15 protein-coding genes are annotated in these 14,616 nt (G+C 51.1%); all 15 read left to right on the top strand.

Annotation, left to right across the window (positions count from 1 at the left end):
- Nucleotides 1-11: 11 nt before the first annotated feature.
- A complete protein-coding gene (locus WFK81_RS12580) occupies nt 12-797 on the top strand; it encodes a CheR family methyltransferase (protein WP_336786763.1) in 786 nt (261 codons plus the stop codon).
- A 62-nt stretch (nt 798-859) separates the two neighbouring features.
- Entirely contained in the window at nt 860-1,021 is a 162-nt protein-coding gene (locus tag WFK81_RS12575) for a hypothetical protein (RefSeq protein WP_164775437.1), read from the top strand.
- A 179-nt stretch (nt 1,022-1,200) separates the two neighbouring features.
- Nucleotides 1,201-2,295, top strand: a complete 1,095-nt coding sequence (gene aroB / locus WFK81_RS12570; protein WP_336786762.1) for a 3-dehydroquinate synthase — start codon at nt 1,201-1,203, stop codon at nt 2,293-2,295.
- Between the two features lie 5 nt (nt 2,296-2,300).
- Nucleotides 2,301-2,669, top strand: a complete 369-nt coding sequence (gene aroH / locus WFK81_RS12565; protein WP_336786761.1) for a chorismate mutase — start codon at nt 2,301-2,303, stop codon at nt 2,667-2,669.
- 379 nt (nt 2,670-3,048) lie between these two features.
- Nucleotides 3,049-4,611: an anthranilate synthase component I gene (gene trpE, locus WFK81_RS12560; RefSeq protein ID WP_336786760.1), complete on the top strand. Its 1,563-nt coding sequence runs from the start codon at nt 3,049-3,051 to the stop codon at nt 4,609-4,611.
- A gap of 1 nt (nt 4,612) precedes the next feature.
- Entirely contained in the window at nt 4,613-5,665 is a 1,053-nt protein-coding gene (gene trpD / locus WFK81_RS12555) for an anthranilate phosphoribosyltransferase (RefSeq protein WP_336786759.1), read from the top strand.
- Nucleotides 5,655-6,452, top strand: coding sequence for an indole-3-glycerol phosphate synthase TrpC (gene trpC, locus WFK81_RS12550; RefSeq protein ID WP_336786758.1), 798 nt, complete (start codon nt 5,655-5,657; stop codon nt 6,450-6,452). The genes trpD and trpC overlap by 11 nt, the downstream gene beginning before the upstream one ends.
- Complete coding sequence (locus tag WFK81_RS12545; RefSeq protein WP_336786757.1) at nt 6,449-7,111, top strand: phosphoribosylanthranilate isomerase; 663 nt, start codon at nt 6,449-6,451, stop codon at nt 7,109-7,111. The genes trpC and WFK81_RS12545 overlap by 4 nt, the downstream gene beginning before the upstream one ends.
- Nucleotides 7,108-8,304, top strand: coding sequence for a tryptophan synthase subunit beta (gene trpB / locus WFK81_RS12540; RefSeq protein ID WP_336786756.1), 1,197 nt, complete (start codon nt 7,108-7,110; stop codon nt 8,302-8,304). Before WFK81_RS12545 ends, trpB begins: the two co-directional genes overlap by 4 nt.
- Nucleotides 8,301-9,107 (top strand): tryptophan synthase subunit alpha, encoded by an 807-nt coding sequence (gene trpA, locus WFK81_RS12535; protein ID WP_336786755.1) that lies wholly within the window; start codon nt 8,301-8,303, stop codon nt 9,105-9,107. The genes trpB and trpA overlap by 4 nt, the downstream gene beginning before the upstream one ends.
- Nucleotides 9,108-9,321: 214 nt before the next feature.
- Complete coding sequence (gene hisC, locus WFK81_RS12530; RefSeq protein WP_336786754.1) at nt 9,322-10,419, top strand: histidinol-phosphate transaminase; 1,098 nt, start codon at nt 9,322-9,324, stop codon at nt 10,417-10,419.
- Between the two features lie 4 nt (nt 10,420-10,423).
- On the top strand, nt 10,424-11,515 hold the full coding sequence (locus WFK81_RS12525) for a prephenate dehydrogenase (RefSeq protein WP_336786753.1): 1,092 nt from the start codon (nt 10,424-10,426) through the stop codon (nt 11,513-11,515).
- Nucleotides 11,516-12,043: 528 nt separating this feature from the next.
- Nucleotides 12,044-12,640 carry an RNA polymerase sigma factor gene (locus tag WFK81_RS12520; RefSeq protein WP_336786752.1) on the top strand — a complete coding sequence of 199 codons (597 nt, stop codon included), beginning with the start codon at nt 12,044-12,046 and terminating at the stop codon, nt 12,638-12,640.
- Entirely contained in the window at nt 12,637-13,239 is a 603-nt protein-coding gene (locus WFK81_RS12515) for an anti-sigma factor (protein WP_336786751.1), read from the top strand. The genes WFK81_RS12520 and WFK81_RS12515 overlap by 4 nt, the downstream gene beginning before the upstream one ends.
- Nucleotides 13,240-13,353: 114 nt before the next feature.
- Complete coding sequence (locus tag WFK81_RS12510; protein WP_336786750.1) at nt 13,354-13,947, top strand: histidine phosphatase family protein; 594 nt, start codon at nt 13,354-13,356, stop codon at nt 13,945-13,947.
- Nucleotides 13,948-14,616 lie beyond the last annotated feature (669 nt).

Genomic DNA, 14,616 nt, shown 5'->3' with positions numbered 1-14,616 from the left:
AGGAGGCGTCCATGTCGGAGGATTTGGATTTCGATCATTTTATCCAAAGAATGAAGGCTAAGACCAATATCGATTTGTCGCAGTATAAAGAAGCCCAGATGAAGCGCCGTCTGACGACGCTTCGCCAGAAGCACGGGTATCAGACGTTTGAGGCCTACTGGAAAGCTATTGAACAGGACCGGAGCCTGCTGAACGAATTTTTGGACCGCATGACCATTAACGTGTCCGAATTCTGGAGGAACCCGAACCGGTGGGAAGTGCTGCAAAGCCGCTTCCTGCCGGAGATGCTTCAGCGGGGAGAGAGGCTTAAGGTATGGAGTGCCGCTTGTTCGACGGGAGAAGAGCCGTACACGATTGCAATGATTCTGTCGGAGCTTGACGCTCTTCATAAAACATCTTTGCTGGCGACCGACCTGGATTCCGTTGTACTGGAAAAAGCGAAAGAAGGGCAGTATTTGGAGCGCTCCTTGCGGGATGTCCCGGCTGCCTACAAGCAGAAGTATTTCCAGCCGGATCATGGGATGTACGCCGTATCGGATAAGCTTAAGAACGCGATCACGTTTAAGCAGCAGAATCTGCTTCATGATGCTTTCGAGCAGTCCTTTGATCTGATCGTCTGCCGTAATGTGATGATTTATTTCACGGAAGAAGCCAAGCACTTATTATATCAAAAATTCGCAAGCGCGCTTCGGCCCGGAGGACTCCTGTTCGTCGGAAGCACGGAGCAGATTTTCTCTCCTTCCCAATATGGCTTTGAGTCGGCCGACACGTTCTTCTACAGAAGAATTACCGGCTAATGTATACCGATTTCCGTCCGCTCCAATACTAAAGGCAACCGATCTTTTATTGGAGGATGAAGATGGACAAGCGACAAGTGATTCATGCTTACCGAAGCGGGATCATATCCATTCAAGAATGCGCTCAAATTCTCGGTCTCGACAGCCGTCAGCTTCCTAATCTGATGAGTCAGATGGCTGTGAAGGCAGACCGGGAAACAAGCAAGCGCTTTGTGAACAGCTAACGCTTTTCCATAGCCGCCCGAAAGGCGGATGCTGGGGCCAGAAATGGCTTTGGCATCCGCCTTTTTACGTATTTAAGAGCTGCCGCATTTCTTGTCAAAGCCTGAAGCCTGTACTATAATGAGCAAAGATGTTTACATAACAAAAGCCCGGAATATGAACAGTTAGGATGGTACAGATCATGCGCGAACTGAAAGTTGAGCTAGGCGAACGCTCTTATCCCATTTATATCGGTGAAGGTCTTTTGCAGGAGGCGGCAGCGTATTTCAAGAAGCATCAGATCAGCTTGAAATCGCCTCTGCTTATTATTACGGACGAACATGTTGCGCCTCAATATTTGGAACCGCTTGAGAGCAATCTCCGCGAAGGCGGTTTCTCCGTCGCAAGTGCGGTTATTCCTGCGGGCGAAAGCTCCAAATCGTTGTCGATGCTGGAAAGCCTGGTTACAAAAGCGCTTGAAGCAGGCCTTGACCGCAAATCGACGATTGTTGCGCTTGGAGGCGGCGTTGTTGGGGATCTGGCCGGATTCGTGGCGGCATCCTATATGCGCGGAGTTAAGTTCGTACAGATCCCTACAACGATTCTTGCCCACGACTCAAGCGTTGGCGGCAAGGTTGCGGTTAATCATCCGCTTGCGAAGAACATTATCGGCGCATTCCATCAGCCCGAAATGGTGCTGTACGATCTAAATACGCTGCAATCGCTGCCTCCGAGGGATGTCAGCGCCGGCTTATCGGAAGTTGTGAAGCACGGACTAATCTGGGATGCGGAATTTACGGCATGGTGCGAAGAAAATGCAGACCGTCTGCTCGCGCTTGAACCGGATGCGCTTGGATATGCCCTCTATAAAGGCTGCAGCGTAAAGGCAGCCGTAGTATCTAAAGACGAGCGCGAGAATGACCTTCGCGCGATTCTGAACCTGGGCCATACGATCGGGCACGCGCTTGAAGCGGTGGCCGGCTATGGCGAGCTTTTGCATGGGGAAGCCATTTCCATCGGCATGATCGGCTCGGCAAGACTGGGATTGCGTTACGGTGCGTCTGAAGAGGTTTACACCACCACAAAGCGCGTATTGTCCAAGGTTGGACTGCCGGTGAAGCTTCCGGCGCATTTCGACGTCGATGCCATTATGGATGCGATGATGCATGACAAGAAGTTCAGCGAGAGCACGATGGTATTTGTTGTGCCTACCGAGATCGGCAAAGTGGAAATCAAGAAGGATGTTCAGTCCGCATGGGTACGGGACATCGTTGAGCAATTGAAACTGGAGGCGTAAAAGGGATGACAGTTAGAGGGATTCGCGGTGCCATCACCGTTGACGTTAATGAAAAAGAGCCGATTCTGCAGGCGACGCTGGAGCTCTTGCAAGAGGTTGTGAAACAAAACGATATCGTGCCGGATGATATCGCGAGCGTGTTTATTACCGTAACGCAAGATTTGGACGCTACATTCCCGGCTATTGCGATCCGTCAGATGAGCGGGTGGGATCTTGTGCCTTTAATGTGCGCGCTGGAAGTGCCGGTGAAGGGAAGTCTTGAGCGCTGCGTCCGATTTATGATTCATCTGAATACGGACAAAAGCCAAGCGGAAATTAACCATGTCTATCTTGGAGGCGCGCGCGTGCTTCGTCCGGATTTGTCAAAATCCTGATTGACGCGGTCCCCAATCGGTAGTATATTGAGAACTAACAATAGTTAGGCAAGAGAAGAGCAGCAAATGAAGAGACAGGTTTTAGAGGAAACGCGAACGTCATCACAGGATGGCGCTGCCGTTTCAAATTAGGTAGCAGGCTTTGAGTTGAGTAGAGATGAGTTAAGCAGAGACGAGTGCAGGACAGTTGAGAATAGAAGGCTTGTTCACCGCAGCCAAGCGCAGGAGATAGCATCGCTAACGTGCGCCGTAGGTCTATTCTTTATTTTGTTCGCAATCTTATTTGTCATCATCCATACATTCAACGCCCCTGCTCCCGGCAGGGGCTTTTTTAATGCCCTTCTAACCAAGTAGCGAGTACCAAGAGGAGGAACCCCCCATGACAAATGAATTGCAGCAAGTAACGAAGCTGGCCGACCAATACAATATTATTCCGATCGTACGCTATATGCTTGCGGATACGGAAACACCAATCAGGCTGTTCCAGCATTTTGCGAAGGAGCAGCACGCGTTCCTGCTTGAGAGCGTGGAGGGCGGAGTGAAATGGGCGAGATATTCATTCATCGGGACGGATCCTTTCATGATGCTCTACGGGAAGAACGGCAAGATGGTGCTGGAGCATAACGGCGAGAAGCAAGTGTTCGACGAGAAGCCGATTGAGCTTTTGAAGGCTCAGCTTCGCGGCTTCCGCAGCCCGTCGCTGCCGGAGCTCCCGCCGTTTACGGGCGGCGCGATCGGATATTTCGGATATGATCTGCTCCAATATTACGAGAACCTCCCGGCACACCGCATTGACGACTTGCAAATGAATGATTTGCAATTCATGTTCTGCGACCAGGTTATCGTCTTTGATCACTTCAAGCAGCAGCTGCAAATTATCGGGAATGTTCATATCCCTCAGTCGGCAACCAACGCGGAAATCGAAAAGGCTTATAACCGTGCGGTAGCCAAGATCGAAGCTACGATCGAGCGCGTGCAGCAGCCGATTACGGTTCCGGTAATGTCGGGTTCGTCGATCCCGGTTGATCCCGAGCTTGGCGATGTACAGTCCAACCTGACGAAGGAACAGTTTATCTCGAACGTTGACCAGGCGAAGGAATATATCCGCGCCGGCGATATTTTCCAAGTTGTCTTGTCTCAGCGCTTCAGCATCGAAACCGAGGTGGATCCGCTTCATGTGTACCGCGTGCTTCGGACGATGAACCCGTCTCCTTATATGTACTATTTGAAAATGGGAGACGAAGTAATCGTAGGCACATCGCCTGAAGCGCTCGTAAAGGTTAACGGAGACCGCAAAGTCGAGACCCGCCCGATTGCCGGAACAAGACCGCGCGGCAAGACGCCGGAGGAAGATAAGGCGCTTGAGCTGGAATTGCTTGCCGACGAGAAGGAACGCGCGGAGCATCTGATGCTGGTTGACCTTGGGCGCAACGATATCGGGCGCGTATCAGAATTCGGTTCGGTACGCTGCGATGCTTATATGGAGATTGAGCGTTACTCGCATGTTATGCACATCGTGTCCAACGTATCCGGCAAGCTTCGCGAGGACAAAGACTTCTTCGACGCTTTCCTGTCCTGTCTGCCGGCCGGTACGGTATCCGGCGCTCCCAAGCTTCGGGCGATGGAGATTATCGCCGAGCTCGAGAACGAAGCACGAGGCGCTTATGCAGGGGCAATCGGTTATCTCGGATTCGGCGGATCGCTGGATACATGCATTACGATTCGGACCATTGTGTTCAAGAACGGCAAAGCTTATGTTCAGAGCGGAGCAGGGATCGTATGGGATTCCGTTCCGGAGAGCGAATATATGGAGACGGTTAATAAAGCAAAAGCAAGCCTTAAGGCGATCCGCGCTGCGGAAGCGATTTTTGGCAAACGGAAGAGTTCGGCTGAACAGGCGGTTAACGCGGACTACTATGTAACAAGCGGAGAGGTGTTGTAAAATGAGTTTGGTGACAGAACAGGTAACGATGCAAGGAGCTTTAAACAAGCTGATGGGCAGCACCGATCTGACTCGCGAAGAAGCTAGGTCCGTGATGGATATTATTATGAGCGGCAATGCGACGCCTTCGCAAATTGCTGGCGTAGCCACAGCTCTGCGCATGAAGGGCGAGACGAAGGACGAGATTACGGGATTTGCGGAAGCGATGCGCAAGCATTCGAGCCATGTGCAGACGAAGCAGGAAGGCCTGCTCGATACTTGCGGAACGGGCGGCTCCGGTATTCATAAGTTCAATATTTCCACGGCTTCCGCTATTATCGCTTCGGCGGCCGGCATTCGCGTAGCGAAGCACGGGAACCGGGCGATGTCCGGCAAAGCGGGCAGCGCGGATGTGCTCGAAGCACTAGGCGTCAACATTTCGTTAACTCCGGAGCAAGCATCCGAATGCCTGAATCAGATCGGCATCTGCTTCATGTTCGCTCAGCTGTATCATCCATCTCTCCGCCATGCGGCTGCACCGCGCCGCGAGCTTGGCGTCCGCACGATCTTTAATATGCTTGGTCCTTTAACGAATCCGGCTGGCGCCGACCGTCAGCTGATCGGTTTGTATGACCGTACCAAAACGTCTACCATCGCAGCCGTATTAAACGAACTGGGCGTGAAGCGGGCGATGGTTGTCAGCAGCGTGGACGGATTGGATGAGATCAGCATTTCGGCGCCAACCCAAATTTCCGAGCTGCGCGGCGGCGAAGTGGCGACCTATGAACTGACTCCGGAAGAGCTGGGACTCTCCCGCTATCCGATCTCCGAAGTGATTGGCGGAGATCCGGAGACCAATGCGGCGTTGATCCGCGGGATCTTCAGCGGCGAACAACGCGGGGCGTACCGCGATATCGTGCTTGCTAACGCAGGGGCATGCATTTATGTAGGCGGCTATGCGGATTCTCTCCGCGAGGGTGTTGCGCTGGCTGCCGAAATGATTGATTCGGGCATGGCAAATCGGCAATTGCAAAAGCTTATTCAGACGACAGGAGAGTTGACTCATGTTTCTTGATAAAATCGTAGTAACGAAGCGGGAAGAGGTTGCTCATCTCGCTTCGGGCTTCCAGCTATCCGAGTATGAACGCAAAATCGCTTCGCTTCCCGAATGCCGCGGCTTTGAGCGTGCGCTAACGGCGGGCCGCAAACGGGATATCGGTCTGATTGCGGAAGTGAAGAAGGCATCTCCTTCCAAAGGACTTATCCGTCCGGATTTTCATCCTTCCGAACTTGCGGCCGCTTATGAGCGCGCGGGCGCGGATTGTATTTCGGTTCTGACGGACCGCGATTATTTCCAAGGCTCCAATGATTACTTGACCCTGATCAAGGAGAAGGTCAGCAATCCGCTGCTCCGCAAAGATTTTATTATCGATTACCGCCAGGTATACGAGGCTCGTGTTATCGGAGCGGATGCGGTACTATTAATAGCAGCAATTCTAACATCTTCCGAGCTGTCGGAGCTGTATGACACGGCAAAATCGCTTGGCATGGACGTTCTTGTGGAGGTTCATGACCGCGAGGAGCTGGAACGGGTTCTGGAGCTTGATAAAGCGACCCTGATTGGCGTTAATAACCGTGACCTGAAGTCCTTCGTAACGGATCTTCGCACGACGGAAGCTCTTATCGATCTCATGCCAAAAGGGGTTACGGTAATAAGCGAAAGCGGCATTGCGGGACGAAACGACATGGATTATCTTCAATCCGTGGGTGCGCAAGGCGTCTTGATCGGCGAGCATTTCATGCGCCAGCCGGATGCCGGACAGGCTGTTATCGACCTTATGGGGCCGGTGACCCGGGCATGACGGCATCGCCAAGAATCAAAATTTGCGGCTTGAGGGATACCGCGACCATTGCGGAAATGAACGGGCTTCCTTTTCATGAGATCGGATTCGTGTTTGCGCCAAGCAAACGGCAGGTCGATGCGGAAACGGCTGCAGCTCTGATCGAAACGGCCAAGCGGCTGCAGGCAGCCGAGGGTGAACCGCCCCAAACGGTAGGCGTCTTCGTAAATCCCGGAATAGAGGAACTAACGGCAATTGTGGAAAAAGCGCCTCTTGATGTCGTGCAGCTGCATGGACAGGAGACACCCGAGTTTTGCCGACTGGTTAAGAACCGCTTGGTTAAGAAGGTATGGAAAGTACTCTCTATCGGAAAAGACGGCGCAGATGCACAGGATCTGGTGTCCGCTTATGAGGGAGTCGTAGACGCTATTCTGATTGATACGGCCGGAGGCGGTACGGGTCAAACCTTCGACTGGCAGCTCATAACGGACTATCAGAATGCGGCAGCTGCCATACATGTTCCGCTATACGTAGCCGGAGGACTTCATCCCGGCAATGTGGGAGAGCTTCTGGCAGGCAACACGGTTGACGGTATTGACGTATCGAGCGGAGTTGAAACGGACGGGCGCAAAGACATCGACAAGATTAGACTATTCGTTAGAAAGGTGATAGAACGATGAACCAAGTACCAGACGAGAACGGGCGCTTTGGCAAATTCGGCGGCCGGTATGTACCGGAGACGCTGATGAACGCTTTGCTGGAGCTCGAAGAAGCCTATAAGCATTATTCGCAGGATGAATCCTTCAAGCAGGAGGTTCATGATCTTCTGCATAAATATTCGGGACGTCCGACGCCGCTTTATTACGCGGAACGGTTAAGCCAGCACCTTGGCGGCGCAAAGATCTACCTGAAGCGGGAAGATTTGAACCATACCGGCGCTCACAAAATCAACAATACGATCGGGCAGGCCGTACTTGCCAAACGCATGGGCAAAACAAAAATCATTGCCGAAACCGGCGCAGGCCAGCACGGCGTTGCTTCGGCTACCGTTGCCGCTTTGCTTGGACTGGAATGCAAAGTATTCATGGGCGAAGAAGACATGAAGCGCCAGCAGCTGAACGTATTCCGCATGCAGCTGCTTGGAGCGGAGGTTGTTCCCGTTATGTCGGGCACACGCACGCTTAAGGATGCCTGCAACGAGACGCTCCGCTACTGGGTCAGCCATGTAGACGATACGTTCTACATTCTGGGTTCCGCAACGGGTCCGCATCCTTATCCGATGATGGTCCGCGACTTCCAGCGTATTATCGGGGACGAATCCCGCAAGCAGATCGTCGAAGCGGAAGAGCGCCTTCCGGACTATGTGGTTGCGGCGGTTGGCGGCGGCAGCAATGCCATCGGTATTTTCTATCCGTTTATTAAAGACGATTCCGTCCGTCTTGTTGGGGTTGAAGCAGCGGGACGCGGCATTGATACGGAAGAGCACGCAGCGACGATGACGATGGGCAGCCACGGCGTATTCCAAGGCTCGATGAGCTACTTGCTGCAGGATAAATACGGCCAGGTTCAGCCTGCGCATTCCATCTCGGCGGGACTTGATTATCCGGGCATCGGTCCGGAGCATGCCTATTTGAAGGATTCCGGACGCGCGGAATACTTCCCGATTACCGATGCGGAAGCTCTTGACGCGCTTCAACTGCTGTCCCGCACGGAAGGCATTATTCCGGCATTGGAATCCGCCCACGCGATTGCTCAGACGATTAAGCTGGCTCCAACGCTTGATAAAGACAAAATTGTCGTAGTCAGCCTGTCGGGACGCGGAGATAAAGACGTGGAAGCGATCATGGGTTACCTGGGAGGTGCAGAGGCATGAATTTGATTGATGCTGCTTTTGCCAAATTGAAGCAAGAAGGAAAGACGGCACTTATTCCGTTTCTGACGATTGGGGATCCGGATATCCCTACATCAATCGCCATTATTAAAGAGCTTGAACACGCAGGCGCGGATCTCGTGGAGCTTGGCGTTCCTTATTCCGATCCGCTAGCGGACGGTCCCGTTATTCAACGCGCATCCGAACGAGCGCTTAAGAACCGCATCTCGATTCTGGATTGCATCGAGACAGCTGCGCAAGCCCGCGAAGCCGGCGTCAAGCTCCCGTTTATTTTGTTTACTTATTTCAATCCGGTGCTGCAATTCGGCCTGGAGGAGTTTATGAATCTAGTTGTGGAGAAGGGCATAAGCGGTCTTATTATTCCGGATCTTCCGATTGAAGAAGATGAGGAAGTGCGTAAGCTGGCCGAAGCGAAAGGCGTTCACCTTATTCCGCTGGTCGCTCCTACCTCGAAGGATCGCGTTGTCCGCATTTCCAAGAAAGCACGCGGCTTTGTCTACTGCGTATCCTCACTAGGCGTAACGGGAGTCCGTGCCGAATTCCACAGCGGAATTGACGACTTTCTTGCAACGGTTCGCGAAGCAACGGATCTGCCGATTGCCGTTGGGTTTGGCATTTCCAGCCGCGAGCAGGTGGAGCGCTTCGAGAAAACCTGCGACGGCGTAGTCGTAGGCAGCGCGATCGTGCGCAAAATCGAAGAAACGCTTCCTTTATTGGGCGACTCTTCGAAGCGTGAAGAGGGACTTGCCGATATCCGCAGCTTTGTTGCCGGATTGAAGGGCTGATTTGAAGGACAGAGCTTGCCGGCTCTGTCCTTTTTATATTCAAAGCGGTTGCGCCCCCTGCCAAAGGACGGCAAGGCGGTTTCCCTTGTGCGCTCCAAGTACTTCAATATAAGTTTTTCTCATAAGACGACTCTTTAAAACCTTGACAAGATGTGAGACAATAGAAAACATGCGGTTAGCCAATAAGGCCAATATGACAAAGAGGTGAATGGCGATGCAGCCAAAAAGCAATATCGTGCATCTCCCTGTTTATCAGCCGGGAAAACCGGTTGAAGACGTTAAGAGAGAGCTCGGCTTAGACGAGGTTATCAAGCTTGCTTCCAACGAGAACCCGTTTGGTTATTCGGAACAGGCGAAAGCAGCTATCATAAATGAATTAGGTCAAATTGCAACCTATCCGGACGGCGCCAGCTTTGAGCTTAATGCCGCTGTGGCGAAAAAATACGGAGTAGAGTCCAATCAGATTATTTTTGGCACAGGCTCAAGCGACATTATTCTTATGCTGGCAAGAACCTATCTTGCTCCGGGAGACGAAACGGTTATGGCCGACGAAACGTTCTCCCAATACAAACATAACGCCGAAATCGAAAATGCCCGCATTATCGAAGTGCCATTGAAGAACGGTAAACATGATCTTCCGGCGATGCTGGCCAAGATTACGGACCGTACCAAGCTGGTTTGGGTATGCAATCCGAATAACCCGACCGGCACAATCGTCACAGAAGAAGAGCTTACCGCCTTCCTTGATCAAGTACCTAAGGATGTTCTGGTCGTATTGGATGAAGCGTATTGCGAATTTGTGGACGAGCCTGGTTTCCCGGACGGCATCAAGCTGCTGAAGAAATACCGGAATCTGATCGTGCTCCGCACCTTCTCGAAAATTTACGGTCTGGCTTCGCTGCGTATCGGCTACGGAATCGGCCACGCGGATGTTATTCAATACATGAATCAAATTCGCGAGCCGTTTAATACGACCCGTCTTGGACAAACAGCAGCAAAAGCAGCTCTGGCGGACGATGATTTTATTGCGTTCTGCCGCGAGCAGAACCGTGCTGGGATTGAATACCTGTCGGGCCATTTCGACCGTCTTGGCTTAAGCTACTTCCCGGCGTACGGCAACTTCGTCATGGTGGATACGAAGCTGCCTTCGGCTGACGTATTCCAGTCGCTGCTTCGCAAAGGAGTTATCGTTAGACCGCGCTGGACGTACTATCCGACTCACATCCGCGTCTCGGTGGGTACTCCGGAGCAAAACGAAAAGTTCATCGCGGCTCTTGAGCTAGTACTGCAGGAAGCGGCGGTGCGCGGATAGCCTTATGACGAAGATCGCGATATTTGGGGTAGGATTGATTGGCGGATCTTTGGCGCTTTGCTTCAAGGGCAAGCCGGAGCTTACCGTTGTAGGCTACTCGAACCGTCAGTCCTCCGTTGAAAAATATATGAAGCGGGGAGTTGTCGATTATGCGACAACTTCCTTGCGGGAAGCAGCCGAAGGGGCCGATTTTATTTTCCTGTGCGTGCCGGTCGGCAAGCTTGAGGAATACGTATCGGAGCTCGGCAAGCTTGATTTGAAGCCAGGCTGCATCGTAACGGATGTAGGCAGTACAAAAGCCTCGGTGGCCGAGTGCGGCAGAAGACTGGAACGGCATGGCGTGTCGTTTATCGGCGGGCATCCCATGGCAGGCTCCGAACGCTCGGGCGTTGAAGCGGCCTCCACGAATCTGTTCGAGAACGCGTTCTACGTATTAACGCCGGAAGAGACTACACCGCCGGAAGCATTGGAACGGTTGAAAAACCTCCTTGTCCATACAAGAGCGCATCTTGTCAGCGTTGATGCCAATTCGCATGACGAGATTGTAGGCGCAATCAGCCATCTACCGCATATGATTGCCGTAGCTCTCGTTAATCAGGTCCGCGGCTACAATGAGAATAACGGCTTGTACGAATTGTTGGCTGCAGGCGGCTTCCGGGACATTACGAGAATCGCGGCAAGCGACCCGATCGTATGGCGGGATATTCTGATCAACAACCGCGATGTTCTGCTGAAGCTTCTGAAGGACTGGAACGAGGAAGTGGAGAAGTTTGCGGTGATGCTGGAGTCTTTGAATGGCGATGCGATTGAGGAAGCGTTCCAGACAGCCGGAGAATTCCGCAACAAACTGCCGGAGCGCCGTAAAGGCATGATTCATTCCTTATACGATTGTTATGTGGATGTACCCGATCATCCCGGCATTATCGGCAATATTGCCAGCGAGCTGGGCAGTGCCCGGATTAATCTTAGCAACATTAATATTATCGAGAGCAGGGAAGATGTTCCCGGCGTGCTTCGTTTATCGTTCCGTACCCAGGAAGATCTGGATCAAGCGATGGAATTGCTCGGCAAAACCGGATATACCGTTCGCCAATAAAACCTCGAAAGAGGTTTTTTTGTTTATTAAGGCTTTACAAGCTTATATAGCCGTAGAAATCCACAAAAAAGTTTAAGCGTTTTCAAAAAAACCATTGACATTGTGGAAGCGTATACATATAATAAAAGTACAGTATGGTTTCTCTCCACTCCTATCCAAAACTATAGCGTTCAATATGAATGCTGACCACTCTTCGGAGTGGTTTTTTTTTGTTCTTTTTTATTGGACAAGCGGATTACTCTAATTCCGACAAATTCCTGCATGCTGGAAATTAGAGTTTACTTATTTTTTGAGACTAATGCATGGAGGTATGTTACAATACGGAAGGACAGTTCCTATTGTTAAAATTTGGGTAAAAATCCTTTTTGTCGAAACAAGCAGGATTTTGCATATTGAGAACCGAATTACATACATCGTATTTATTGAAATTTTTTATGATAATGACCGCAACTTTTCGCTTCCGGTTCGGTATAAGGATACATAATCGAACTGGGAAGAAGAATTCGCAGGTGAGGAGGTTCGCCTGTCATGACTGATTCCCAATTAATACGTGAGATCAAAGACGGTAACATCGAGCTCTATTCGGAGCTGATGCGCCGTTACCAACGCAAGATACTAGCCTTTATCTACCATATGTTGAAGAGTGCCAAGCTGGAGCTGCTCGCTGAGGATTTGTGCTCGGAGACGTTTTATAAAGCATACCGCAGCCTCCATTCCTTCCGCGAAGTGGATGCTTCTTTTTCGACGTGGCTATATACGATTGCACGAAATACAGTACTTAGTGAACTGCGCAAGCAGAAGTCTGCGCATGTCCCGCTCGATGAGACGAATATGATGCCGGCCGCTCCTCCTGATCAGGTGCCGGAGCAGCATGTGCTGCGCAATGAGCGGATGGCGATGGTTCGCGAAGCGATTAACAATTTACCTGAGAAACAACGCTCAGCACTCATTCTGCGGGAGTATGATCAGTTAGATTACCAGGAGATTGCCAACATTCTGGGGCAAACGGTCAGCTCCGTAAAATCGTTGTTATTCCGGGCACGAGCCAGCGTAAAGTCGCAGCTTGAGCCTTACTTTGGCGATACGCCGATGATGGAAGAATACGAAGGGATGAACACACGATGAAATGCGATGACGTACAAGACAAGTTCGATGTCTTCGGATATTTATCTGAGGAAGACGCCGAACGGGAAGCGATGGAGGCCCATTTGCTCGACTGTGAGCATTGTGCGGAACAATACCGTCTATGGGAAGAAAGCGAAGAGATGATCATCAAGCTTTCGGAAGAGGATGAAGTTGTTACCGCCCAGATGGAGCATGTCAATCGCAGCGTTATGGATCGCATTTATGCAGAACAATCGTGGCTGATGCCGGTTTCCCAGAAAAATTATTATTTTTCGCCTGCTTTCAGGCGTAATCTTGCTATTGTGCTGTCCGCTTGTCTGGCAATATTCGCGTGTTCCCTTATTTTCTTCATTAAAGGAAACGAACACGGCACACCGGAAGAAAAGATGGCTCAACTGACCGGATTAATGGATACCGCAAATGCATCCGGCAGCGATTTTGTCATCAGCGCTGAGTTTGAAGTCCCCGTGGCCAGCGTCAGTGATCCTTTTGTTCTGCAGGTCGTCCCAACCTTCCCGCAATATTGGGTAGCCCTTTCCCTTCTTGGGGTTGTGATGACGTTGTTGATATTGAACTGGTTGTCTAGAACGCGAAGCTAATGCGCAAGCTTAACAAAGGTGTTGTTCAGTTATCCAGCCTCTAGCCGCTGCCGTTGATATTCGGGAGCCGCAATAGAGGTTTTCTCATTTTATTCGGAAAGGCAGGAATCACAATTGATTATTGGCATGGTACGGCACGGCAATACCGATTGGAATGCGCTGGGAAAGATTCAAGGCCAAACAGATATTCCGTTAAATGAGCTAGGAAAAAAGCAAGCGAATGCGCTTGCCGAACGATTAAGTCAAGACGAAAAGCTGTGGGATGCCGTTATATCGAGTGATTTGCAGCGCGCTCGCCAGACGGCTGCCGTTATTGCAGACAAGCTGGATATTCCGCTGCTGGACGGCGACCCGCGTTTGCGGGAACGTAATTTCGGCGAGGTCGAAGGACTGACCTTGCCCGAGAGAGTGGAACGGTGGGGCGAGAACTGGCGTGAGGTTGCGCGAGGCTTGGAAACGGACGAGGAGGTCCGCGCCAGAGGACTGGCATTCCTGGAGGAATGGCAGAAAAAGCGGCCGGAAGGCAGACTGCTTGTTGTATCCCATGGCGGATTTCTGGCACAAATGTTTGATACGCTTTGCGTCGACCTTGAGAAGCAGCATCTGGGCAATCTTTCTTACTCGATTCTGCAGTTGAAGGATGAACAATGGGCTCCGCTTCTATATAATTGTACTCGTCACCTAGAGGAGGCGAATTCGAGAGTTTGACGAAATAGGTCACTCTCGGGAATGTATCTCTTTCCGGCCGCTGTTGTCATTCTGAATATGGATTAGATTTTATAAGGTGTATTCAGAAGTGACAAAGGCGAACGCTTCGCTCCTCCAAGAGATACATTCGCCGCTCGCTCCTCGTCAATTTATTTTTTTTTTTTAACAACAGTTTAGGCTGCCGTTTACATGGCAGCCTTTTTTATGAAGAACAAGGGCTGCCAAGAACAGTGGCAGCCCTATTTGCCGTTCCCGCTTTTGGATTTTAAAGGCTTTTTGTGTGGAAAACCGAGCGAGCGGAAGCGGAGCAAGCAAATGTTCATTGAGAAGCGCAGCGTTCGCTTTTGATTGCCGGATTCCCCTCCATACAATTTCGAATCGAAGGGAATCCGGTATCAATGGCGATCGAAAGAACATTTGCTTGCGCTGCGGTAAGTACGAAAAACTTAGGGCTGCTAAGATCTATGGCAGCCCTATTTGCTGTTCCCGTCTTTGAATTTTATTTGGTTTTTTGTGTGGAAAAACGAGCGAGCGGAAGCGGAGCAAGCAAATGTTCATTGAGAAGCGCAGCGGTAAGTACTTAATAGCCTAGGGCTGCCAAGATCAATGGCAGCCCTATTTGCTGTTCCCGTCTTTGAATTTTTCAGGGCTTTTTGTGTGGAAAACCGA

It is taken from the genome of Paenibacillus sp. MMO-177 (assembly GCF_037147795.1).
Lineage (GTDB): Bacteria > Bacillota > Bacilli > Paenibacillales > Paenibacillaceae > Pristimantibacillus.
This window is presented reverse-complemented; position numbering and strand designations above follow the sequence as displayed.